The organism is Eisenbergiella tayi (assembly GCF_001881565.1).
GTDB lineage: Bacteria > Bacillota > Clostridia > Lachnospirales > Lachnospiraceae > Eisenbergiella > Eisenbergiella tayi.
The window spans coordinates 178,186-202,553 of record NZ_MPDJ01000005.1; the positions used below are offsets into that span (position 1 = coordinate 178,186).

The 24,368-nt window shown below is 40.4% G+C and carries 17 protein-coding genes, 1 pseudogene and 1 CRISPR repeat array; of the genes and pseudogenes, 3 read left to right on the forward strand and 15 right to left on the reverse strand.

Features of this window, described 5'->3' with window-relative positions; genetic code table 11:
* Positions 1 to 189: 189 nt before the first annotated feature.
* On the forward strand, positions 190 to 1,344 hold the full coding sequence (locus BLA28_RS18970; protein WP_141702934.1) for a hypothetical protein: 1,155 nt from the start codon (positions 190 to 192) through the stop codon (positions 1,342 to 1,344).
* Positions 1,345 to 1,574: 230 nt separating this feature from the next.
* On the opposite strand, the gene BLA28_RS18980 is transcribed toward BLA28_RS18970, so the two are convergent.
* The 4 genes from BLA28_RS18980 to BLA28_RS18995 all read right to left on the reverse strand — a co-directional run bounded on the left by BLA28_RS18980 (position 1,575) and on the right by BLA28_RS18995 (position 5,701).
* A complete protein-coding gene (locus tag BLA28_RS18980; protein WP_081330016.1) occupies positions 1,575 to 2,378 on the reverse strand; it encodes an ABC transporter permease in 804 nt (267 codons plus the stop codon).
* Positions 2,375 to 3,169: an ABC transporter permease gene (locus tag BLA28_RS18985; RefSeq protein ID WP_069157605.1), complete on the reverse strand. Its 795-nt coding sequence runs from the start codon at positions 3,167 to 3,169 to the stop codon at positions 2,375 to 2,377. The genes BLA28_RS18980 and BLA28_RS18985 overlap by 4 nt, the downstream gene beginning before the upstream one ends.
* Entirely contained in the window at positions 3,162 to 4,199 is a 1,038-nt protein-coding gene (locus BLA28_RS18990) for an ABC transporter ATP-binding protein (protein ID WP_071699481.1), read from the reverse strand. Before BLA28_RS18990 ends, BLA28_RS18985 begins: the two co-directional genes overlap by 8 nt.
* Positions 4,200 to 4,750: 551 nt before the next feature.
* Positions 4,751 to 5,701, reverse strand: a complete 951-nt coding sequence (locus tag BLA28_RS18995) for a GNAT family N-acetyltransferase (RefSeq protein WP_071699285.1) — start codon at positions 5,699 to 5,701, stop codon at positions 4,751 to 4,753.
* Positions 5,702 to 5,855: 154 nt separating this feature from the next.
* Between BLA28_RS18995 and BLA28_RS19000 the strand changes: the two genes are divergently transcribed.
* Positions 5,856 to 6,248: a desulfoferrodoxin family protein gene (locus BLA28_RS19000; RefSeq protein WP_009251658.1), complete on the forward strand. Its 393-nt coding sequence runs from the start codon at positions 5,856 to 5,858 to the stop codon at positions 6,246 to 6,248.
* Between the two features lie 68 nt (positions 6,249 to 6,316).
* On the opposite strand, the gene BLA28_RS19005 is transcribed toward BLA28_RS19000, so the two are convergent.
* Genes BLA28_RS19005 through BLA28_RS19035 form a run of 7 tightly spaced genes read right to left on the reverse strand, consistent with a single transcriptional unit; the run spans position 6,317 to position 15,894 of the window.
* The gene (locus BLA28_RS19005; RefSeq protein WP_044968141.1) at positions 6,317 to 7,084 is read right to left on the reverse strand and encodes a response regulator transcription factor; all 768 of its coding nucleotides are present in this window, start codon (positions 7,082 to 7,084) and stop codon (positions 6,317 to 6,319) included.
* 52 nt (positions 7,085 to 7,136) lie between these two features.
* Positions 7,137 to 8,903, reverse strand: a complete 1,767-nt coding sequence (locus BLA28_RS19010; protein ID WP_071699286.1) for a cache domain-containing sensor histidine kinase — start codon at positions 8,901 to 8,903, stop codon at positions 7,137 to 7,139.
* A 32-nt stretch (positions 8,904 to 8,935) separates the two neighbouring features.
* Positions 8,936 to 10,816, reverse strand: coding sequence for an ADP-ribosylglycohydrolase family protein (locus tag BLA28_RS19015; RefSeq protein ID WP_071699287.1), 1,881 nt, complete (start codon positions 10,814 to 10,816; stop codon positions 8,936 to 8,938).
* Entirely contained in the window at positions 10,797 to 12,758 is a 1,962-nt protein-coding gene (locus BLA28_RS19020) for an ADP-ribosylglycohydrolase family protein (protein WP_069157607.1), read from the reverse strand. Before BLA28_RS19020 ends, BLA28_RS19015 begins: the two co-directional genes overlap by 20 nt.
* A gap of 28 nt (positions 12,759 to 12,786) precedes the next feature.
* Complete coding sequence (locus BLA28_RS19025; protein WP_069157608.1) at positions 12,787 to 13,608, reverse strand: carbohydrate ABC transporter permease; 822 nt, start codon at positions 13,606 to 13,608, stop codon at positions 12,787 to 12,789.
* Complete coding sequence (locus BLA28_RS19030; RefSeq protein ID WP_069157609.1) at positions 13,608 to 14,492, reverse strand: carbohydrate ABC transporter permease; 885 nt, start codon at positions 14,490 to 14,492, stop codon at positions 13,608 to 13,610. Before BLA28_RS19030 ends, BLA28_RS19025 begins: the two co-directional genes overlap by 1 nt.
* Before the next feature lie 58 nt (positions 14,493 to 14,550).
* Positions 14,551 to 15,894, reverse strand: coding sequence for an ABC transporter substrate-binding protein (locus tag BLA28_RS19035; protein WP_044968154.1), 1,344 nt, complete (start codon positions 15,892 to 15,894; stop codon positions 14,551 to 14,553).
* A 1,043-nt stretch (positions 15,895 to 16,937) separates the two neighbouring features.
* Here BLA28_RS19035 and BLA28_RS19040 point away from each other — a divergent pair.
* A pseudogene (locus BLA28_RS19040) lies at positions 16,938 to 17,876 on the forward strand (IS982 family transposase).
* A gap of 134 nt (positions 17,877 to 18,010) precedes the next feature.
* Positions 18,011 to 19,678: direct repeats of the CRISPR family, unit length 30 nt; unit sequence ATTTCAAAATATCTTATATTACTATTAAAC.
* A 190-nt stretch (positions 19,679 to 19,868) separates the two neighbouring features.
* On the opposite strand, the gene cas2 reads toward BLA28_RS19040, so the two are convergent.
* The 4 genes from cas2 to BLA28_RS19060 are packed head-to-tail and all read right to left on the reverse strand — an operon-like array spanning position 19,869 to position 24,265.
* On the reverse strand, positions 19,869 to 20,159 hold the full coding sequence (cas2, locus tag BLA28_RS19045; protein WP_044968156.1) for a CRISPR-associated endonuclease Cas2: 291 nt from the start codon (positions 20,157 to 20,159) through the stop codon (positions 19,869 to 19,871).
* Positions 20,159 to 21,157 (reverse strand): type I-B CRISPR-associated endonuclease Cas1b, encoded by a 999-nt coding sequence (gene cas1b, locus BLA28_RS19050; protein ID WP_069157610.1) that lies wholly within the window; start codon positions 21,155 to 21,157, stop codon positions 20,159 to 20,161. Before cas1b ends, cas2 begins: the two co-directional genes overlap by 1 nt.
* A gap of 54 nt (positions 21,158 to 21,211) precedes the next feature.
* The gene (locus BLA28_RS19055) at positions 21,212 to 21,703 is read right to left on the reverse strand and encodes a CRISPR-associated protein Cas4 (RefSeq protein WP_069157611.1); all 492 of its coding nucleotides are present in this window, start codon (positions 21,701 to 21,703) and stop codon (positions 21,212 to 21,214) included.
* A gap of 9 nt (positions 21,704 to 21,712) precedes the next feature.
* Positions 21,713 to 24,265, reverse strand: a complete 2,553-nt coding sequence (locus BLA28_RS19060) for a CRISPR-associated helicase/endonuclease Cas3 (protein ID WP_069157612.1) — start codon at positions 24,263 to 24,265, stop codon at positions 21,713 to 21,715.
* Between the last annotated feature and the right edge of the window lie 103 nt (positions 24,266 to 24,368).

Consider the following 24,368-nt stretch of genomic DNA (forward strand, 5'->3'; position numbering starts at 1 on the left):
ATCCATACCCTTCTCTTTTCCCATGTAATATAACTATAAGTCCCATTCAAGATCCTGGGTATGGAATCTTGAATTACAATTCAGGCGGGATTATATGATAAAATAGGTCTTAACAAAATAAATTTTGCAAAAAATTATAGGATCTTAGAATCTGGTTATAAAGCACCAAGAAAGTTAGAGGAGAAAACAATGAAAAAACAATCTTCAGTATTATTGCTAGTGATTATGATGGTTTCATTTTCTGTTACAGGATGTAATGCAGCAGAGTCATTAGAACATGAAAGCCAAATAGAATCCATCTCTCAGATAGAAACTATGCAGGAAGATTCAAATTTCATGTCATCAGTATTTGATGATCCGGAATATTCATATACCCCTAACCATTCTTACCAATCCTATGTTCGATACTTGGATGGTACCACTTATACAGCTACGAACAGAGGCTTATTCGAGCAACGGGATGGTTCCTCAAAGTGGGTGCGGTTGGATTGGGGAAATGTTATTGGTATTGGCGATTTTCTTGACGATGATTTGTTTTATTCTGTGGGGAACGAGGTAAAAAAGCTTTCTACGGAAAATGAACAGATATCAGATGTTTATGAAGGAGAAGATATCATCCTGAAAATTACCGCTGAAAAAAGAGATACAGGCAGTCAAATATATCTCTCTTACCAAAGCGGATATGTAGAAGGGCTTGTATTGGATATGGAAGGTAATGTTAAAGAAGTACTGAGTATGGAAGAAAACTACCGATATGAATCCGAAAATAAGTTATATGAAAAAAAATTAGAGAATCCGGATAGTGATTTTGATATGAGTTTATCCAGAAGTGATATTGATCCGTGCTTATCCAGGAAAACTTATGGAAAAGAATACTATTCGTGGTGGAATTCAAATCAGTCCGGCATTAATATAAGAACTTTGGTCAGCATCGGGTTTGAAAACGGCAGGGGGATATCTTTAGAACTTACGGATTTTTTTGACTCTTGCATGGTAACACCATGGGGAATTGTGTATTATGATGCTGAGAAGCACGGCGATATTTATCTTCTTTCCCATAAAGGAGAAAAAAAGAAGAAGTTATGGGGAAGTGAAAACGGCAGCTTTTCGTTTATAAATTATGATGAAGAAAATTTATATGGCATATTAGAAAAAGATGGGGAATGGTATATAAGCCGAATAAATTTTCAAAGCGGCGAATTTGAAAACATACATACGTTAAAGGATAAGATAGATAAATTCGATGTCCTAAATGGATGGATATATTATTATAATAGTTTGGACATGATTGAAAGAAGAAAAATCAGTTCTCCGGAAGAGACTGAGGTAATCAGTGAAAATTAAGAGAAAGGAAGGCGGCAGTTACACTTGCGCCTTCCTTTTTTTGATTTTTATGGTTTCCAATGATCTTCGGAGAAAAGAACAATCAACTACGCGGAAGCTCATGAAAGGCTACTAAAAACAGAATGATGTGAAAATCAAAGACGGTACCGAAGTGAATGCAATCATGCGGGATATAATGTCGGTCATTCTGGAAGGGTTGCATTTCGATTTACAATTGAGGTTCCATTTTTTCACGAACTCACACTGTTATATCTTTTCAGCCCTGTTTTCCACAAAAATGCCGTCAGGAATCCAAAACCTGTAACTACGCCAATACCATAAACCCACATTTTCACAGAGCCTTCCCCGCTTATATACAAGGTAGGAAAGGTAGCGATAATTCCATAAGGAAGGATAAGATAAAACAAAAGCTTATAAATCCCCCGGAAAACTACGCCGGGTATTTTCATACACAAATCAATCCCCGCCTCCTCCAGACGTGTGATATTATTGGTTGAAACGACAAAAAAGGTAAGTGATCGGATGATGACCTCCATTTCATACCACAGAATAATCATCAGAATTACCCAGGCGGCATATCCGGCGGCAAGCTGCGGCGTCACCTTAATACCGCACAGGCCGACGCCGTACCACAGAATACATATGCTCAGGAGCACCAGCGGCAGGGAACCCGGATTCACCTGTTCAAAGGACAGACGCAGAAGAGGGCTGACCGGCTTGGTCAGATATAAATCGATATCGCCGTTTCTGATTTTATCGGAAATATTATTCACCCCAAAAAAGTAAACCACCATATTTACCGCATTTACCAGGGAAAAAGTTCCGATAAAGATAACCATCTCCCCTTTTCCCCAGGGGCCAATGGTTTCCACATTGGCATAAATCGCCTGAAATACCATCAATTCCACCAGGAACAAACTGCCGTCCACGAAAAACGGACCCCAGAAGCCCAGCCGGAACATCATCAAATGCTGGAAACGCAAACCTATCAGCTCACAAACAAATTTCAGATTATTTTGTATTTTATCCTTCATATTCCCACTCCGTCATATCTCAGTCTGTATTTTTGATAGGTTCTGCGGTTTAACAGTTCCATAAAAATGCACCACAATGCCAGCACAAGAACACCCCGCAGCGCCTCATTCCTGCAGCGTCCGGTAAACAGCATGGAGGGCAGGTAGGTCACATAATAAAAGGGAAGCACACGCATCCAGGCTATCATACCCTCCGGAAGCAGCGTCAGCGGAACGATAGTTCCTGTTATCAGAGAAATCAGATTATCTTTTATCATCAGGAATGTATTTATTTCTTCAAACCGCAGGGTCAGAAGTCCCAGATAGTAATTGAGCTGTACCATAAAAATCAGGCCCAGAATTACCATAAGTACCGCGCAGGCAATTGTAAAAATATCCCTTGTAAAAGCAAATCGTATCCGGAAAATAAATATCCACACCACAGCGGCAAGAAAATCGAACAGCAGATGAAAGGCAACCACCCCCGTTTCCATGGCCAGAAAATATTTTTCTATATTCACCGGAATTACCATATATTTGGAAAATGTGCCATTCCGGATCCTGGAGCTGATCTCCCTGCTGATTCCGCCCGACATTTCTATCTGGGACAAAAAGGAACTGATAATGTAATAGGAAAGCATACTGTGAAAAGTGAAACCGGCGATCATTTCCTTTCCTTCAAAAATTGCGCCCCACAAAACATAGGCAAATATAATTTTGGTAACAGTAAACAGCATATTGAATACGGTATCTGCCCGCCAGATAAGCTGGGCTTTGAAATAAATTAAGGCTGTTTCCGTGTATTTACGCATTGGAATCCCTCCTTGTTTGCGAAGCAAAATGCGATCCCCCGGATGAGCAGAGGGAGTTCCCTCCCTCCCGGTAAATCCGTTCCACCACCTTTCCGATTTCTTCCTCTTCGATCGTCACATCCACCGGGGCCAGTTCCAGAAGGGCTCCCAGGCATTCTCCCGACTTTTCCTTAGGAACTTCGAACACCTTTTTATACGGGGTGTCCTCCAATACCCTCCAGCCGTTCTCTTTATGGGTAAACTGAGTAGGGTTATCGAAGCTCAGAGTAATCTTTTTATTTTTCTGATACCGGTCAAAAAGCTGTTCCGTAGAGCCGTCGTAGATTTTGCTTCCATGGTTCACTACCATACAGCGGCTGCAGAGGGATTTGATATCCTCCATGTAATGGGAAGTCAGAAGGATAGTTGTCCCTCTTTCCTCATTCACCTCCTTCAGGAATTTCCGCACCTGTTTGCCTGCCACTGCATCCAGGCCTATGGTAGGCTCATCCAGGAAAAGGATTCTGGGATTGTGCAGCAAAGCCACAATCAGTTCCATTTTCATCCTTTCTCCCAGGGACAGGGTGCGTACCTGCACATCCATCAGTTCCTTGACCCCGAACAGCTCCACAAAGTACTCCTTGTTTTCCTGATACTGCCGATCCGAAAGACCATAAATCTGTTTAAACAAATGCAACGTATCCTCTGTGGTCAGTTCAAAGAAAAGCTGGCTCTTCTGCCCCATTACTACGGCATACTGCCTTTTAAAATCATTCTCCAGCTTATTGGGATAATAACCCATCACGTTGATTTCACCGGAGGTGGGGGCAATGATGCCCGTAAGCATTTTAACGAGAGTGGTTTTTCCTGCCCCGTTAGGGCCAATCAGGCCGATAAACCCGCCCTCTTCCACGGCAAAATCCATGCCTTTTACCGCCTCTTTTTCTTCATATTCCCTGTGGAACAGGCCTTTTATACTGCCTGACAGGCCTTCCTGTTTTTTGTAGCGTTTGAATGTTTTTGTTAATTGAGTGGTTTCAATGATATTCATTGACAGCTCCTTTCCTTTTCCTGCATGTTTTCGTTGTGCAATAAAAAAGCCCGCAAAAGTATCTGCCCCGAAACGGACATACTGCTTCTGCGAACTGTGATTACAGACAGATTCCCCAAAAGGGACGGTTAATTTCCCCGCGACAGCCACCACACCGGCCCTTACGGACAGCGAACCTATCATCCGCAGGGCTTTGGCGGCTGTTTATGGGAATAAAAAAAACATGACCTTATAACGTCATGCTTCCGTACCGTCTGTTTTCTGTTCAGACATATAAATGAAGTGTATGAAGTATTTGCGTAAGGCAGATATCCGGCAAAAGCCGGTCAAAGGGCATACTGATAGCCAGAAATGGCTGCAGGCCGTCCTTCTTCAACTATTCAGCTGTAATCTCCTTACTGAACACACGCATGCACTTACCTCACTTTTTTAATTCTGCATATAATAAAACTGCTGTTTTGATATACAGCAGTTTTATTATATGCAGGAATCATCAGGTTGTCAACGGCAAAGTTACCACTCTCTTACCTTATTCCCCGGCAAATGGAAAATTACCAAACAACCTGACGTATCATCTCGTACTGATATGTATCAAAATACCTGTTCCAAAATCCCCGTGCGTTTGGATTGGCAGTACCATGTTCTACCCACATAAATGCCGCACCTTGTTCCAGCACAGATTTTTCTGCATAAAACAATAAATCCTGTGCAAGGCTGGACCTTCTATACTCAGGAAGCACATACACCTCGCCCACATTAACGGACTTATCGCCTGCACATACAAATGAATTTTCCTCACCGTTACTCTCTATAATTCCAATCATTTCCCCCGAATCATCATATGCGGCGTATACAGTCGTACTCTCATCCAAATAAAACGCACGATATGTTTCCTCTGTAAATTCATCGCCCTTATAGAAAACAGGGCTTTCTTTCAGGTGGTCAATTATATTTTTTGTAAGAGCCCATATACAGCTCCAGTTTTCCGTTATCTGACTTTTTGTCAGATTTTGAATACGGTAAGGTGTCGATTTTTCATGGTCAGCGCCTGCTTTACGTATACAGATTTCAGACATTGTTCCAAACTGCATAAATGAAAACAGTTGTCTGGCGGGAAAATCATGTGCGTAAATATGAACAGAAAAATTGGTTGTTCCTTCCGCGGCTTCGTTTTGTGCCATGTATTGGAACAGTTTTCCTATCATCTTGTCCTCACCTTCAGCACACGCGCCGTATCCATATACCGGAATATCGATATGTTTTTCACCGCATTTATCCCATGTGTGGTATAAAAGTACACCTGTGATCCTTTCATTCTCCATTCCGAGAACAATTTTTGTATGAGCCAGGTGTTGGTCTGTATATGATTGGAATTTATCCTTACTCATGTAATTTAAGAAGGGAAAGTGTTTCATCTCCTCCTCATATTTTCTATATAGTATGCTGATAATTTCCTCTTTAAATTTTGCCAGGTCTGAGGCTGTGTGAAATGCTATATCCATTTTACTGCTCCTTCGAATTCCGGTCTGTCTCTCTGTTTTAGTTTGAGTATAGCATGTCCGTTTGAACAAAGCCATCGCTCCTCCCTATTTATATGCATAAATATTTCCTTTCTTTGGGACACTATACAGCAAATACCGCAATTGGAGGAATCATATGAATAAAGAACCTGTTTTTTTAACTGACAAAAATCATACCGTAGTACTGGAAGCCCTCACCGGCGTACCGAATGCGGCCGTGCCTGACAGCTGCAAGCCCTTTGAAGTCCTGACAGCCAATACATCGGAAGGTGCTGCAGAAAAACATCTGCCGGTGGTGGAAATCAACGGAAAGCATATCACGGTTAAAGTGGGAAGTATTTTCCATCCCATGACGGAAGAGCACAGCATCGGCTGGGTCTGCCTGGTGACAAAGGCCGGCTGTACCATGCGTGTCTGCCTGGATGCCTCCTGTGAACCGGTGGCGCATTTTACGCTGGAGGACGGGGATTCGGTGAAGGCGGCTTATGCTTATTGTAATCTGCATGGATTCTGGAAGACAGAGATCTGATTTATACACAGAGAAACAAACAGGAGATACCTTTATCCACATCCGCTGATAAGGGTATCTCCTGTTATTTACCGGCTGCTAATACTTATTTCCAGATACTTCTCCCGATATTCCGCCGGAGACTGGCCTGTCCGTTTCTTAAAAACGGATGAAAAATATTGTTCGCTCCGATAGCCCACGCTTCTGGAAATATAGTGAACCTTTTTCCCTTCCCGCAAAAGCCTCTTTGCTTCCTCTATCCGGATATTTGTCAGATAATTCAAAAAAGTGGTACTCTCCTCCTTTTTAAATAAACTGCTTAAATAGGATGGATGAAGCCCCACTCTGTCAGCCACGGATTCAAGGTTCACATCCTCCGCATAATGCTCACTCAAATATTCCTTTACTTTTTTGACAATCCCTCTGTTTTCTTCCGAATCCTTCTTTTCCTCCGATGCTTTTTGTTTCAGGCCGCTGTCCTTGTTCCCGCATCGGATAAGGCATCGCTTTATCATATTCTCGAATTCCTTCTTGTCCACCGGCTTGAGAAGATAACCGAAAGCGCCGAGGTTCACGGCCTTCTGGGCATATTCAAACCGATTGTATCCACTGATAAAAATAACTTCGGTATCGATTTTTCTCTTCCGCAGTTCATCCAGAAAATCGAGTCCGCTCATGGAAGGCATGCTGATATCGCATAAAATAATATCAGGCGCCAGCCTGGCGATCTCTGCAAGAGCTTTCTGTGCATCTGTGAATTCCCCCGCAATTTTACAGTCCAGGCTGCCCCATTCCAGGATCCTCCACATCTGTTCCAGCATCCATCGTTCATCATCGATCAATACAATACTATACATTACAAAATCCCCCCTCCTTCGGCACTAATACGTCCAAGGGCTGCCTTTCTGCCTAACCGATTCTTATTTTTAAAACCACATAGTTTTCATCAAACTCAAAGTTCAGTCCGCATTGGCCGGAGCACGCTGTTTTCAGCCTGAAATTAATATTCTGAAGAGTTTTCACCCTTTCCTGTTTTCCTACTTCAAATTCTCTCTGAACCATATCATTCAGTTCTTTTACCTGTTCCCGGCTCAGAATATTTCCCGTATTTTTTATGATAATCAGCTTTTCTGTTTCCGTTTGGAGTGTCCTGATTATTATGTCCAGTTTTTCCTGTCCGGCACAGGAACCGTGGACAATACAGTTTTCGATCAGAGGCTGAAGGAAAATATGAGGAACCGGGTATTCATCCAGCGTATGGTCCAGCTCAAAAATAGCAGTAAACCCTTCTCCATATCTTTTCTTCAAAAGCAAGAGGTAGCTTTGTATATATTCGATTTCCTTTTTCAGCGGAACCAGATACTGTTCTTTCTGCAGGTTATAACGGAACATCCCTGACAAGAGCTCAATCAGCTCCGTGGTGTTTTCCGCCCCTTCCTTTTCCGCCTCATTAATGATCATTCCCAGGGTGTTATACAGGAAATGCGGGTTTATCTGACTGTATAAAAGCCGGATTTCCATATCCTTACGAAGGATTTTTTCTTCGTATTCTGTCTGTATATAGGCATTTATCTTCTGTATCATCACATTCAGGTAACTCTGGAGAAAACCGATTTCATTCTTTTCGTTTACCTGAATTATGATTCCTCTGTCCCCTTCCGAAAACCGGTTCAGCTGCTCCACAATATTAGTAATGCGTTTGGTCGATCTGGCTGAGTAAAGATAGGAAATAAAGATGGACAAAATCACGGCAACAAGCGCTGAAAAAATAAAAATCCGGATGAGCCGGGCAGATAAATCAAGCATATCCTCCCTCGGAATACAGGTTACAATCTTCCATTGGGTGATTTCGGATTCCCGCCAGACCACATAGTAATTTTTTCCCTGATTCTTATACCAGAAATAATTCTGATTACTGTTCATTTTATCTGCAAATTCTGTATCCGCCAGAATCCCCTGACATAAGGAATCGTTATTGGAATAAACTCTGTTATCCTGATCCATCACCATCATGACCGCGGATTCTTCAAAATTACCGTTCATAAGATGGGAGCTTAATTCATCGATATCAACCTCTACGGTAACCACGCCAATTCCTTTATAGGTCTTAAAGTCCACTACCTTTCTGCTGATGGTAATAACTTCTTTCCCGCTTTCCGCCATGCTTTCATGCCTTCCCTGAATGTGAACCGCCCCGTTTCTGTCCAGTGCCTCCCGGAACCACCCTCCGTCCTGATTTTTAATAAAATGCTGCACCGGCTGGCGCTGCAGGGAATACAGATGCTTTCCGTCGAGATCAAACATATAAATCCCGTAGATTTCAGGGTATAAATCGATGATCCCGGCAAGCCTTGTTTTCACCGAATAATAGCTGTCAATATATTCGGCGCTGCCTGTGCTGCGATCCCGCAGAACAATCCTGACATCATCCGAAAAATACAGGTTCATAATATGCTTATCCACATCCCGTATCAGATTTTCAATCAGCAGGGCCTCCTGGGCGTTTAATATTCTGGCGGATTCCGTCCGATCCGAAATAAAAAACCTATGCGTACTGTAACTGGCCGCCGCAAAAAACAACAGCAGAACCACCAGGTTAATTAGAGCAATCCCCAGGAACACCTCATACTTGATACTACTGAAAAATTTTGCGCAGAACTTCCGTATTCCCTTCATACCTTACCGCCCTCAAAGGCCGCTTTTTTATCCTACAGCAGCCAACACTGATCTGTCTTTATCTGTCCCGTATGTTCAAAAGGTGCCTCTCTGATCACAAATGTCAGCTTTTGCCCCTCGGAAAAACGAAGTAGTTTTAATACTATCTGGTTTTCCCCTTTTTTCAGTCTGCTATTCACCAAATCATTATATGGTGAGTAGCCTTTGCAGTCCTCCATTGCATAGACTTCCTTACCGTTTACCCACAGCTTGAAAGGCGTGGTACTGCCGATATGAAACTGCACTTCCTCATCCGTCTTCAGGCACAGCTTCTGCAGTGCATAAATGCAGCAGGGACCTTTATAACCGAACATTTCATCTATCCTCAGACTGTCCTCACCTGCATAGTACCTCTTCCCGGCGTCGAAATAATCGGAAAATGTGTCGCTGTCAAAATCTTCAGATATATATTCCCGGTTAAGAAAGGCAAAATTGTTATGAGCCTCTGCCAGAGATAAATAACGAAAGATTTTGTGTTCAGGAAACGGAAAATACATTTTTTGATTTATGCGCTCCTCCTCTGATACCTTTTTCCAGTCATACATATCCCAAAACGGCCCCAATATGCGGAATGGCTGTACGCCTGCCAGGCCGATGTTCTGTATTCGGATTGTTTTTCCACCGGTGTCCTTAAGGGAAGCCTTGATCACATAATGATCCGATAGGCAGCGCACTGTTTCCTCCATGTGTACCATATAAAAATATTCCGTTCCTTTTTCTGTCTTTTCCGTACGGCCTTTATCCATTTTCAGGCCGTCAGGGACATCCCATACGAGTTCATTTTCTTCCCCTGCCGGAGATAGGGGAAGCTTTACCTGTATTTCCGCTGTTTTGGCAGGGCCGATCTCCGGCAGCCCCACATAGTCCATCCTAAACGAATCCGCCTGTTCCTTTCCGCATTCCTGTAAATCCGTCTCTATCCCGAAATTGCAGGTTATCCGGGACAACTTATCAATAGTAAGTATATCATAATGCAGATTCACACATCCGGTAATTATTTCCTCTCCGCAGTAACCCAGCCATTTTTCTCCGAAAATCTCTTCTCCATACATAATTCCCAGAACAGCGCCCAGCGTGGCAGCCGTGCAATCCGTATCATAACCGCAGTTGACTGCCAGTGTAATGGTTTTTTCAAATTCACCGTTTCCGTAAAGGAGCGCGAGGACAATAACGCCGATGTTGTAAAAAGAAATGGAACAGTCCACATCTCCATATTCTGTTTCCAGATAATCCATCACTTTTTCCAGCTCGGCGCCCTTCTCAAATGCACCGGAAACGTCAGAAATAACATGATATATTCGGCTGGTCTCAGGGATATATTCCATGGCCTTTTTTATGAGCATCGGTCTGTCCTGACTCATAAAGGAAAGAGATTCCAGCGCCGTAATATACTGCTCCGCGTAAATGCTCTCTTCCCCATGATCCAGACACCCGTCACGATAAGCAAGCTCTATCCCTTTTTCCGGCCTTCCCGGACAGATCATGGCCCAGATTTCCGCGCGGATAGGGCATCCCATGGAATTCATGAAAAATTCATTTGCGAAAGTGCCGCTGACCGGAGGCTTTATTCCTCTTCTGTAATTCCGCTTTCCGTATCCGTATTCGTTGGGATTGGCGGGATAGCATTTAATGAATTCTTCCATCAGGTCATCACTTGTAAAGGAAAGCCCTTTGTCCAGTAACACCTGGAGCCAGACAAGCTGTAAATCCAGATCATCGTTTGCAAGCATTTTTTCAGGCATAAAATCTTCCGGCTTCAGGAAATAAGAACGTTTTTTCAGACATTCCGGTATCGCCCCCAGATTCCCTCCAATACATTTTCCGAGCCATCCGGCTCTCACCTTTTTCCTGTAACTATCCTCGTTCAGCCTCATCCGCTTTCTCCTCCCATACTCCATATGCATGATCCGTCTTTATCCGGCCAGCCAGTTCATATGGAGCCTCACGCATAACCATGGTAAATTTCTGCCCTTCCGAATACCGCAGCAGCTTTAATACAATTCTGTTTTCTCCCGCTTTTAAATCCATTTTAAAGACATCCGTATAGGGAGAATAACCGTTGGAATTTTTCTGTGTATAAATCAGTTCCCCGTTCAGCCAAAGCTTATAGGGTGTTGTACTTCCGATATGGCACTGAACGGTTTCCTCCCGTTCCGAATACATCTGCTGGGCACAGTACACACAGCAGCAGCCCCCAAATCCGAACATTTCGTCAATACGGACAGTATCTTCAGCCGCTTCGTACAGACGTCCTTTTCTGTATAAATCAAGGAAGCCTTCCCCTGAAAAATCTTCTTTCCGATAAGGTTCGTCCAGATAGACAAAATTGTTATGCGCTTCCGCCAGGTTATAATATCTGTATATCTTACGGGACGGGATTTTGAAATAGGCTTCTTCCGCCCTGCGCTTCTCTTCACTGACTTTTTTGAAATCATAGGGATTAAAAAACGGCCCGGTAACTTTCCATACAGGCTTTCCTGCCAGCCCGAAACAAGTTTCCTCCTGCAAACTTCCATTCTTCCCATATACTTTGCAGGAAAAAAGGTTGGTGTCATAAACGATCGGAGATGCTTCCCGGTATTTGATAAGGAAACGAAGCTTCCTGCATTCACCCGGTGCGATATCCTTCGTATTTCCTTCCGGACATATTTCAAAAGACTCTCTGCCGGATACTTCCAAATACTGCTCTTCTTTGCTGTTATTCTTTACCGTAACAAGAACACCGCAGGAATCATGAATCCCTATTTCCGGCAGGCCTTCGTAATCAAAGGTAATAAAAGCTGCTTTTTCTCCGGATTCGAAAAAGATATCATCCTTTTTCTCCGGGACATTCCTTATAATACGCTTTTTCCCTCCGTCATACCGGCATCCCAAACTGCAGATAGTGTCTGTCAGCTCCGATAAAGTATGAAACTCTGTTTTGAGATTAACACAGGCGGTGACAATCCTGTCCTCTATCGTTTCTTTCCATTCTTCCGGCACTGCCTCCGTACCTTTCCATGCTCCCAGGAAGGCACCCACTGTTGCTGCCGTGCAGTCCGTATCATAACCTCCGTTTATGGCAAGAAGAACTGTTTCTTCAAATTTTCCTTCCCCATACAGCAGCGCCAGGATTTCCACCCCGAAATTATAAAAGCTGATGGACGAATCATTACTCGCATAGGTATCATGAAGCTCTGTAACGCTTTCCTTCCATGTGTATCCCTCTCTGTACCACGCAAGACATGTCCTCACAACTCCGGCAATCCGGCTTTCTTCCGGGATGAAGGCAAGCCCATATTCCAAAATAACCGTGAGCTCTGTAAAAGAAAAGGCAAGGCATTCGATCGCCGCCGTATACTGTTCCGCATAAATACTTTCCGCACCATGGTCGATACACCCGTCCATATAGCTGTATTCCACTGCCTTTTCCGGATAAAAAGGAAACAGGCTGGCCCAGATTTCCGCACGTATGGGACAGCCCATGGAATGCATGAAAAATTCATTGGCATAGGTTCCGCTCAAAGGAAGTTTAATTCCCCTTCTGTAATTTCTTTTTCCATATCCATATTCATTCGGCCCATATGGATAATGGGCGATAAATGCTTCCATGAGGTCATCACTGGTTAATTCCCAGCCTCTTTCCAGAAGTACGTTCAGCCAGATCAGCTGAACGTCCAGATCATCATTTACCATCATTTCATCCGGGGCTATCTCGTGCAGTGACTGAAAATCCATAATTTCCCTGCAGTCCTCCAACGGCCCGCCTATGTTGCCGGCTATCATTTTCCCCAGCCAGCAGCCATAAACCCTGTCCTTATATGTATCATAATTCATCCTTCTTCTCCTCTCACTTTTTCATGTACTAGCCCTTAACCGCTCCCGATGCCATCCCTTTATAAAACTGCTCCTGAAAACACAAAAACAGGAGAATCGGAAAAATAATGGAGATGACAGACACCGCAAAAATAGAACCATAATCCGCCGCCCCATTCTGCTTCACAAAGCTGTAAATTGCAATCGGCAGAGTCCTTTTGCTTTCACTGGAAATAAACAGCAGCGGATTAAAAAAATCATTCCATACGGGAAGGGTATTTATAATAACAATAGTAATCACCGCCGGTTTCAGAAGCGGTAAAATAATGCGCATAAAGACACTGATTCTTCCGCAGCCATCCATGATCGCCGCCTCTTCCAGCTCCCGCGGAATTGATTTGACATAAGCGGAAAATACCATAATTGTTATGGGCATCAGACTTCCCGTCGATACCAGAATCAGCGCCCCCAGCGAATTCATCAGCCGCAGCCCTTTAATCAGCTGAAACAAAGGGACGATCCCCGCTGAAAAAGGTATCATCAATCCGCTGAGGAAAAAAAGATAAAGCATCATATAGATCCCTTTGGATTTCCTTCCCAGAGGGTAGGCGGCCAGAGAACCTATTAATACAATCAGAATCATTGATGCCGCAACGACGATAAAGCTGTTCTTCAGCATGCCAAGGACATTCAGGTTTATGAATACATTTTCATAGTTTCCCAGATAAAGGCTGTGCGGCAGACTGAGAGGCTCCCCGATTTCACTTCTTGTTTTAAAGCTGGAAATCACAGCATACAGTACCGGGAAAAGAACAACCAGAGACAGAAGAAGCATCACCGCTTCCAGACAAAACTGTTTTACCCGTTTCATCACATTTCCACCTCCTTTTTCCGTGTTGCAACCACCTGCACGATAGACACCACAGCAATCACCAGAAGAAAAATAACTGAAACAGCCGATGCATAACCCATCTTACGCTCCTTAAATGCCATTCTGTATATCACCATGCTTACGGTTTCCGTAGCATCATTGGGAGCTCCTGCCGTAAGTGTATAAGGCAAATCAAAGAGCTTCAGTCCTCCCGTCAGATTCAGGAACGTGAGGATTGTCACGGAAGGCATAAGGAGCGGAAAGGTTATCTTCCGGAAAATCTGGAAGGGTCTTGCTCCGTCGATCTTTGCCGCTTCATACAGGTTTTCCGGTATCGTCTGCAGCCCGCCCAGGTAAATAATGGCTCCGTATCCCAGCCATTGCCATATATTTACCACACACACCATGATAAACGCCGCAGTTTCATTGCCGAACCAGTCGATCACAAACTTTCCCAGCCCCGCTTCCCTGAAAAAAGTATTTAATATCCCGTTATACTGCATAATATGCCCGAATACAACAGAAACCACTACTGTACAGAGCAGTACAGGAACATAAAACGCCACTCTGAGATACCTCTTCAATATCAGCTTTTTATCCAGGACAAGCGCCAGCAGCAACTGGAATATATTGCATAACAAACAGTTAACCACCGCAAATTTTAACGTATTTCCTATTCCCGCTTTTATATATTTGCTGGAGAATATTTTCATATAATTTGTCAGCCCTACGAAATCAAAGCTTTTCGACATTCCGTCATAATTGGTAAATGAATACATAATGCTCTTAATAAGCGGATACCAGATAACGGCAAAGAATAAAACAAATGCGGGCAGAATAAAAAGCATATCCCACAAATAATCCCAGACCTTTTTTTTCTTCATACCATAACTCCTTTTTTTGAAAAAGGGAGCCCGCCTGCGGCAGACTCCCTCCCATCACTTAATATACAAGCAACGGCCGGATAACGGAATCCTTATCTTCCTGATATGCAGAATCCATATCACTGATGATCTGATCAATGTCACCGCTTCCGGAAAGTATGGCGGTAATCCCCTTATCTACAACAGTATTGCAGGAACCGGGCCAGAAGGAATCAAAGAACGCATATACCTTGTGATCCTTCATAGCTTCATATAATTCTCTGGATGCCGCGGGCATGTCATACTCTATGCCGTCTGCGCAGGGAATGGATTTAACCTGTTCCAGCATATTGCTCAGGACTTCAGGCTGGGCAATATAATTGATGAATTCCTTACAGATTTCGGTATTCTGGCTTGAAGGACTATAGCCTATCGCTTTATCAACAAAGGCTACCACTGCCGATTCGCCTTCCTTGTTGGGGAAAGGAAAATAACCGATTTCCACATTGGGATCCAGATCCTGAAATACGCTCACCGCATAGCTGCTCAGCAAAAGCATTCCTGCTTCTCCGGCCGCCACACTTTGGGCCGCCTGATTTAAGTCCACGCCCATTGTTCCTTCTGTGAAATATCCTCTGTCATTCAGCTCTTTCATTACTTCAAAGGCATCTTTATATCTGGAGTCCTTAAAGGTTGTTTCCCCGTCATATAATTTGGTGCCGAATTCTTCGTCATAAAGTGTCTGGAAAGACGCTACCACTGATGAAAAAGCATGATAGGAGGTCCAGTTATCCTTTGCGCCCAATGCAACAGGCGTAATTCCTTTGGATTTCAGAGTATCACATACGGTCAGAAAATCTTCATATGTTTCAGGAACTTTAAGTCCGTTGTCTTCAAATACCTTCTTGTTGTAAAATACCCCTTCTCCCGAACAATCCAGAGGATAGGCGTACAGGGAACCTTCATAGGTCATATTCTGCTTAAAGGAAGGATTGAGATCTCCTACCCACGCGCTTCCCTCATCCAGGCTTCCCCAATAACCGTTCTGGGCCATTTTGAAAACGGAACTACCGAAATACATGAATAAATCGGGGGCTTCATCTGACATGATTCTTGAAAGAAGTACTGTTTCATAGTCTCCTGCAGGAACCTCCAGTTCAACGGTCACTCCCGGATGGCTTTCCTGAAAACCGGCTACCGCCTGCTTCAGCGGCTCGGTATAAGCGCTTTCCCAATACATCAGCTTCAGCTTTGCATTTTCTTCGGATGCCGTGTTTCCCCCATCGTTTGCTGTGCTTTCTTTCTGCATTTCCTGTGTTGTCTCTGTAACAGCAGATGACTGGCTGTCCCCATTTCCGCTTCCGCAAGCGGTTAAGGTGAATACCAGTGCTGTACTCAACAACATACTCATGATTCTTTTCATACTTTTCCCTCCATTTGTATATTGCATATGCTTTTTTCTTGTTTCAATATGATTTTATGTAATTTTTATATGTTTTTCTATTTCACTTTTTTAAGATAGTATATGCATTTTTAAGATCTTTTATGGGATATGGGAAGAGATTGTGTACCAAATGAACATTTCGGAAGAGAAGATGGGATGCATATAGAGATAGTTGTGTTTAAATACAGTTATTTTAATTGTTGGCTATCAGCTGAAGGAATCCTGTCGGAATTTGCTTGTCTGTCTTAATTCTGCATTTTGCATAGTGAATGATGCTATTTTGTAACCTTTTTGTTGTCTGCAGCCTTTATACCTTTTATTGTTAATAAGTTTCTGTTGGGATATTTAGGACTTGCGGTGAAGGGAATATAAAGGATGGAGGGATTGGTGAACGGTGAGCAGAGTATTTTGACAATTTGGGATTTGACGTGAAGCAGGTTAAGACTTTTCTTTATGACTATCGTATGATTACGAATAGTTGAAATACTCAATAAGTGTAGTACATATAAATAGATGATTATTGCATGCTTTAGTCATTTTCATGCGTGACGATGTGTATGGGAAGGACAGCGACATGCCGATAAAAAAGTGTAAAAAATGTTTCTGGTTATCGAGGAATGCCCAGATGGAAATAGAACCGCTTTGTGTTATATGGTGAACGTAGGGCTTAATAGAGTTAAATGATTATTTGCATAATCAATTAATATATGAATATTAATAAGCTTTTGTAATAAGTGATGGATAAACGCATTTATAAAAAAAATTATTTTAGTAGAATCAAAGAAATATTCAAAATATCTTATATTACTATTAAACCGGCTTTAAGCCAAGAAAATTAATTGGATATACAGCATTTCAAAATATCTTATATTACTATTAAACAGTAAACTGAATAAGTAAGCATGCCCCCTCAAGAATTTCAAAATATCTTATATTAACCTGTTGTGCTAGTTAAATAAAGAAACTTCAACAAAATATGCTATCCTATTTGTAGGCAAACAAATTTGAAAGGAGGCATCATTATGTTGAAGTTTCAAGATAATCATACCACTATAATAGCAACTTTTGAAGACTTTATTGTAACTGTTTATGTTCTTATTGATGATCTGTATACCCAAGATGCTCCTGATTCCGTTTGTAAAAGACGCAACATTCTGGATGCAAAGCTTTCCGACTCTGAAATCATCACAATTGCCATCTGCGGGGAACTGGTCGGAATTGACTCCGAAAACGCCTGGCTTTCCTTTGTTAAGAAGAACTACAGGCACTTATTTCCTAAACTCTGCAGCCGCACACGTTTTAACAGGGCCCGCAGGGCTCTCCTTCAGGTAACAGAACTTATCCGGCAAAAACTGCTTGCTGTTTTTGCAATTCCATGCAGCCGATATTTTGTGATAGACAGCTTTCCTTTGGCTGTATGTAAATTCGGAAGGGCACGGTACTGCCAGTCCTTTCGCCTGGATGGTGCCGACTATGGAAAATGCCCTTCTAAAAAAGAAACCTACTTTGGCTATAAAGTACATGCCCTGATTACTTTGGAGGGTTTTATAACCGCTTTTGAAATCACCCTGGCATCCACGGATGACAGAGAAGGACTCAGAGACCTGGTGATGCAGCAGCAGCCCCTTACGATTCTTGGAGACAAAGGATACGTAGGTGAAGCACTTAGCGGGGAAATGAGGGAACAGGGTATCTGCCTGATGGCGTTGAAGCGGTCCAACAGTAAAACGGACTGGGCAAGACCTGTACGACAGTTGATATTTCGACTGCGCAGACGTGTTGAGACAGTATTTTCCCAGCTAAGCTAGCAGCTAAATGCGGAAAGAGTACACGCCAAAAGCTTTCAAGGACTATGCACCCGATTGGTAAACAAAGTACTGGCATACAATCTATGTCTGGCATTGAATTACATGCTCGATGAGAACTGTGAAATAGGCAAAATAAAACAGCTCATCTTCTGAATCAAGACAGTCATAAAACAACAAGGGGGCTTTTTGAGCTTTTAGCAACTTACAGGTCTTTCAATTAAAAGTAGCACAACAAGTTATATTACTATTATACAGGGTGTTCGTGTGAATGATATTATCCACAGTAAATTTCAAAATATCTTATATTACTATTAAACTCCGGGCCGTTCCTGGCCCGCCAGATACTTAATATATTTCAAAATATCTTATATTACTATTAAACTGATAGGAATTATGATACTTATGACACTTCAGAGAATTTCAAAATATCTTATATTACTATTAAACAGAAGCGAAATCAAAATCTTGTTCATTTTAGAAAATTTCAAAATATCTTATATTACTATTAAACCCGGAAGGCTTTGCATCCTATTTCTCGCTCCATCATTTCAAAATATCTTATATTACTATTAAACATTTGGCGTGTAAGCCAAATATACAGATCCGGCACAATTTCAAAATATCTTATATTACTATTAAACAGTCTCAAACTTACAAGCTCATCCATTAATCGTCAATTTCAAAATATCTTATATTACTATTAAACATTCAGCTCTGCCGTCCCAACATATTCCCTGTTCATATTTCAAAATATCTTATATTACTATTAAACTTTCCGGGAATCTTTCTGGAATTCCTCATTCGTCACCGATTTCAAAATATCTTATATTACTATTAAACGAAATGTAGAGCCAACAGACATAGAGTATTACCTTAAATTTCAAAATATCTTATATTACTATTAAACGACCAACAAGGCTTGTCTGGTCATGCTCAGTCAGGGATTTCAAAATATCTTATATTACTATTAAACGTATAATATGCCGCTTTACATTTACCTGCTGCCAATTTCAAAATATCTTATATTACTATTAAACGCCGTTACCTGTCCTGTCCTTCCATTAAGCACAAATATTTCAAAATATCTTATATTACTATTAAACACATTATGGAATAGAGGTTATACGGCAGGCTATAAGATTTCAAAATATCTTATATTACTATTAAACCAGACAATGAGATAGAAAATGGTCCGGAACCGGAACATTTCAAAATATCTTATATTACTATTAAACTTATCCCCCCATGCATCCCTGGTGTCGGTGTATTAATTTCAAAATATCTTATATTACTATTAAACGGCAATATCAAGCCTCTTTAACTCCGGCATGGCATTATTTCAAAATATCTTATATTACTATTAAACTAGGGAATCTGGCCGCCCTTGTTATAGACGCTAAATAATTTCAAAATATCTTATATTACTATTAAACCAGCTATTCCCGTAACAAGCACCTGAATATTCGACATTTCAAAATATCTTATATTACTATTAAACCAGGGCCACCACACCAGAAGTTCCGAACAGTCCGTATTTCAAAATATCTTATATTACTATTAAACGAAAACCAGATTGCAGGGAAGTGGGTATAAAAAGCTATTTCAAAATATCTTATATTACTATTAAACGTTTTCAAGGAGGTTTTTATAAATGAATGTTGGTGATTTCAAAATATCTTATATTACTATCAAACCTAAAAACAGACTAAAAACGGTCTGTTTTTTTCTATTTCAAAATATCTTATATTACTATTAAACGGTATTTCCAGGACCTTCATCAAGTATAAGATTGTAATTTCAAAATATCTTATATTACTATTAAACATAATACCAATTGGTGTAGTTATAAAATTATAACTATTTCAAAATATCTTATATTACTATTAAACGGTGACAGCGGCATACAATGGGTACCAGCTGAGTAAATTTCAAAATATCTTATATTACTATTAAACCAACGCAAATCCCCCTTTCTCCTATTTACTATACTAAATAAATCCCCACAATACAACCAATTCCAGCTTTTTTACCAAGTCCGCCTCCACCCAAACATCAACATATCAAAAACACCTACAATGCCAGTAAAATCAACCATCTCACATACAAACTCCAATTTTACACCTGGTAAATTTCATATACCATTTTTCAAATAATCAAATCTTCTCCTGTTACCTCATCCCTTTTCCCTAATATCTCTTCACCAAAAACATTATCATTCATTAGTTTTATTATACATATAAAATCTTCATTTTTATTTATTATTTTATTCAGCTCTGTTTTTAGTTCAATAAGCTTGGAAGGCGTTATTTCTCCTCTGAAAACAGAAAATTGAAAATGAGATAAGTATTTCTTACAAATCTTAAAAACCTTCTGAACCCTCTTTTCATTTACATCATAAAAGACAAACGCATAATTATATGTAAGCTGTTTTTTCATTAAATATTCTCCTTTAATGAAAATGGTACAAATTTCTCATCTTCTAAAATGAATTTTATCAATTTATAGCAATCCAATTTTATGGCAGTACGATAACTGACTTTTCTCTTTAGCCTGGAATGCATAAACACTGTTTCCATACGCTGTTCAAAAGCCTCAACAAATATTTTTCTGCCTTCTTCATTCAGCAGACAATAATTCACCTTTTTATCAAAATGTTTATCTACCTGCAATCGCCGGTTATTGACTAATTCAAAAATAGTTCTGTATACGATGACAGGCTTAAATACCTCACTAATATCCAGACTTAAGGAAAATCTGGCCTCAGCGGGTTCATGCAGAAAGCTGATACGTTGATCCAAATGCGTTCTGTATATCGCAGAAATTGTTTTCGTATATAACAAAGTATTACCAAAAGAAATCATCGCATTAATCGGATTATCCGGAGGACGCTTTACGCGCTTATTCATTATAAAATCTTCCGGTAAGAAGTACTTGAATGTACCATAAAATTTACTCCATGCTTCCCCTTCATATGCCATTAATTCCGCCGGTTTTACTGCTGTATCAACCCTGGAAGGAAACTCCTTTTTTAACCAGTCAATTGTATCCTTTACTTCTTTTTTGTCATGTTTATAATAGTGGTAAAGAATTTCGGACATATTTATCCCGATACCATTAACAATCGCTTTTGCAATATCCATTCTGGAATTTTCAAATGTCTTTACCTGCCTGATAAGAAGCTTTCCGCTATTATAATAATCCCTGGGATAAAAGGTACCGCTGTATCCTTCATAATAATTAAAGAAATGAATTACCATCTGATTTTGTCCCAGAAAATCCAATAATTTGGAATTTACGGAAACTTCGTTGAGGCAATAAATCTCTTTTGTATTTTCTATTGGAATATAAACATTTTTCCCATCTTTTCTAAAACAAAGAGAATTATCTTTTCTTGTCAATTCCCCCATTGACATAATATACTTTGTACTTCCCATTTGTTCCTCCGCTCTTTTAATCTTGTAAATTTATATCCTTGTGTTTCCAATCTTTTAAATATAACAATATTCATAATAAGCACACTTTTTACATTGTGCCTTATTAAGTACTTCCGGAACTTTTTCCTGTGTCAGTAAAGTTTCAATTTCTTTTATATATTTATTCAGTTCCATTTCTTCTTTTGGTCCCAATTCCACAATCATTATCTTTTTATCTGTCTTGTTCTTTTCTATAAATTCCAAACGTCCCTTTCGTATTATTCCTTTGTCCTTCAGTACTTTTAAGTATAATAATAGCTGCCATCTGCTTGCTTCCACATCTGCATCCGATTTCTTAATCTCGGTAAGATATTCTCCCGTCAGCTTGTCCAACCTGATATTTTCAATAGCAATTTCTGAGTCTTTGGTCCGGGCCTTTTCTTCATGAATCGCTTTTCCTATCTTTACGATTTCGCTGTTATCTTCAAGATTTAATCTGTTTCCATGAAGATAACATTGTCGTTTACAGTGAAAGTAATAATTAATCAATGTCCCATTTACTCTCATATTCTCTCCTTAGTCAACAAACAATGCTCCTCTGCTTTCCAGGGATTGCCTGTCCAGCTTTCCGTTTATGAAATACTGTTCCCCATCCTTGATACAGTATAGTTCCCCACAGACATCATCGTAATTTAAGTCCTGATTCCATTTAACCTGGTAAATAAACATATTCAATTTACTTCTCACTTCTGATAATTCCACCTGCTTCCTGGCAAAAGAGATTGTCTGATTATGGAGCAATTCCAAATATTGATTCCATACCTCCCATCCATCGAGTATTATACCGTTTTCCATAACCAGCCTTCTGCATAATACCAGGCTCATTCTCCTGTTATCCGGTTCAATTAATTTCATTCTATCCGCTACCATGGCAAAATTCAGATTTTTTACAGTCTCACCAAAAAAGCGTTCCAGACCATCGGATGATGTACTCTCATTTCGCTGCATACGCAATACTTCCAACACTTCTTGATAATAATCTCCGAATTCCTTTTGTCTGAGTATTTCCCGCATCCGGGGTTGCCGAAGAGTAAATTTCTCATCTGTCCTATAATCATCCCGATAAATTCTTTCCGTTTTATCCATATCAAAGAAGTAAACCATCCCGTCGTTTTTGTAGGATCTATTTATCCGCCCTAAAAACTGTTCTTCACTGTCTAATTTTGAAATATCCTTAAACCCTAAATCCATGTCGATATCAATACCTGCTTCAATTACCTGTGTTGATACAAGGATAAGGCCGCCTGCCTTTTTTTCTCGAATAGGTCTGAGAATCATTTCCCTCTCATACTCCGAATCATCTCCTGTAATTAAATTTACAGGAATATTAATATCTTCATCTGCCAGAAGCCGATTATAAAATTCATATGCAGAATCTTTCCTGATAAATGTCACAAGAATCTTTTTATTTGGCGTACAGTGCCTTTTTACCTGATCAAGCAAGGTATCCATTGTCATTTTCTGATCCAGAAGTTCATAGGAAATCTTGACACGTTCAAGAAATAACGGATTCTTATAATATTTATTTCTGTCCTCAATCAAACGTGTAACCGTACACTCCTTACCTCCCAGTACCTCCAGTCCCGGCAGCGTTGCTGACATGATAATAATCTTCATTCCCATCAAGAAAGCGCATTCTCTTAAAAAGATAATGATTTCCGCCCAAATTGAATTACGATAACTCTGAATTTCATCCAGTATCACAACACTGCCGGATAATTGGACAAAACTGAATAAGTTTTCTCTGCCGTTTCCGAATAAAGTTTCAAAAAAACTGACATGGGTAGATAGTATAAAGGGATAATTTAAAAACTGCCTGTCCAGAAGCGCTTTCTGATAATACTCCTCGGTATTATCTTCCTTAGCATGAATCCCTTTTATTGGTGTCAGAGAATTTACAGTTACTATTTGTTCTTTCACTTCCGAATGCTTAAAAATATCCTGCAATATTATTTTATTTTGATCCACCAATGTATTGAATGGATAAATATAAAAGATCTTTTTACCTGTTCCAAGTAACTTCAGGCTCAGATTCAAGGCAGTATTGCTTTTACCGCTTCCGGTAGGGGCTTCCAGAAAATAAATCAATTCATTCGGATATCTTTGCAGCATTTTCTCTGCATCCAAATACATTTCGCTGCGCATGACATTAATTTCTTCACAATTCTTCAGATTCTCAGAATTCCTGCCATATGATTCCCGCTCGTATTTTTTTATTTTATTTACAAGCTCTGAATCCGCATATGGTTTAGAAAAGTCCTCTCCGTTACAAATACTTCCAAAAGACTCTATTTCCACATCCTCCATATATTCCGTTGTTGCATAATAATCACAGGACACCAATACAGAATAAGCAAAACGGACATAGAAATATCCTGCTATATCCTGCTGCCTTGTGAATTTCTTTTTAATTCGTCTTAACCGTTTTGCTTTTTTTATCAGATTCTCTTTCGAAAATGACTGTAATTCTTTCAGGCCGGGAATTGCATTCCTGTCCAATGCTTCAGTCAGTTCGCCCAAAACATCATCTGCATCAAATTTCTCAATGAAACTGCTTAAACTGTCCATATTACTATGGTGTCTTGATATCACATATGCATTTTCCCATAACAAAACGAAAAGAATATCCTGTATGTAATCTTCAAAATCAGAATGTTCTATTCTTGTAAGATAATAATCAAGATACAGGAATGCTGAAAACAAAGAATGCTCGCTTCCTGATAAGCCTTCTAACCTAGTGACAGGTATCCGCTTATTGCCCATTTTTAAAATTTGGAACTGTGGATTTACTTTCCCAAAATCATGGAATGGAATCATCTGGCAAAACATATCATATACGAAGTCTTCAAGTTTTTTTTCCATTGCTGTTCCCTCAGGCAAATGTCTCATTAAAAATCTATGAATGATTTCCGGCAGTTCTTTTTCTTTCTCGATCCTGCAGAAATATTTTTCGCATAACAGAATATGCTCCTGTATATTTTCATTTTCCTTTTTACCGTTTTCCATCCGATGCGCAAAGATCGGATATTCTCCATTAAAAATATCGTTCCATGACACAAAATCAGCCATTTCTTTTCTCCTAAAATCAATGATATCGTAATGTAATTATCATGTGTTTCATGTGCAAACGCCGCACAATAGGTAATAAATCTTCCTATTCTGCGGCGCTTAC

Excerpts from the sequence above, each read along its gene's own strand:
- BLA28_RS18970 (WP_141702934.1), top strand. The coding sequence starts at position 190 with ATGAAAAAACAATCTTCAGTATTATTGCTAGTGATTATGATGGTTTCA.
- BLA28_RS18980 (WP_081330016.1), bottom strand. The coding sequence starts at position 2,378 with ATGAAGGATAAAATACAAAATAATCTGAAATTTGTTTGTGAGCTGATA.
- BLA28_RS18985 (WP_069157605.1), bottom strand. The coding sequence starts at position 3,169 with ATGCGTAAATACACGGAAACAGCCTTAATTTATTTCAAAGCCCAGCTT.
- BLA28_RS18990 (WP_071699481.1), bottom strand. The coding sequence starts at position 4,199 with ATGAATATCATTGAAACCACTCAATTAACAAAAACATTCAAACGCTAC.
- BLA28_RS18995 (WP_071699285.1), bottom strand. The coding sequence starts at position 5,701 with ATGGATATAGCATTTCACACAGCCTCAGACCTGGCAAAATTTAAAGAG.
- BLA28_RS19000 (WP_009251658.1), top strand. The coding sequence starts at position 5,856 with ATGAATAAAGAACCTGTTTTTTTAACTGACAAAAATCATACCGTAGTA.
- BLA28_RS19005 (WP_044968141.1), bottom strand. The coding sequence starts at position 7,084 with ATGTATAGTATTGTATTGATCGATGATGAACGATGGATGCTGGAACAG.
- BLA28_RS19010 (WP_071699286.1), bottom strand. The coding sequence starts at position 8,903 with ATGAAGGGAATACGGAAGTTCTGCGCAAAATTTTTCAGTAGTATCAAG.
- BLA28_RS19015 (WP_071699287.1), bottom strand. The coding sequence starts at position 10,816 with ATGAGGCTGAACGAGGATAGTTACAGGAAAAAGGTGAGAGCCGGATGG.
- BLA28_RS19020 (WP_069157607.1), bottom strand. The coding sequence starts at position 12,758 with ATGAATTATGATACATATAAGGACAGGGTTTATGGCTGCTGGCTGGGG.
- BLA28_RS19025 (WP_069157608.1), bottom strand. The coding sequence starts at position 13,608 with ATGAAACGGGTAAAACAGTTTTGTCTGGAAGCGGTGATGCTTCTTCTG.
- BLA28_RS19030 (WP_069157609.1), bottom strand. The coding sequence starts at position 14,492 with ATGAAGAAAAAAAAGGTCTGGGATTATTTGTGGGATATGCTTTTTATT.
- BLA28_RS19035 (WP_044968154.1), bottom strand. The coding sequence starts at position 15,894 with ATGAAAAGAATCATGAGTATGTTGTTGAGTACAGCACTGGTATTCACC.
- cas2 (WP_044968156.1), bottom strand. The coding sequence starts at position 20,159 with ATGAAAAAACAGCTTACATATAATTATGCGTTTGTCTTTTATGATGTA.
- cas1b (WP_069157610.1), bottom strand. The coding sequence starts at position 21,157 with ATGGGAAGTACAAAGTATATTATGTCAATGGGGGAATTGACAAGAAAA.
- BLA28_RS19055 (WP_069157611.1), bottom strand. The coding sequence starts at position 21,703 with ATGAGAGTAAATGGGACATTGATTAATTATTACTTTCACTGTAAACGA.
- BLA28_RS19060 (WP_069157612.1), bottom strand. The coding sequence starts at position 24,265 with ATGGCTGATTTTGTGTCATGGAACGATATTTTTAATGGAGAATATCCG.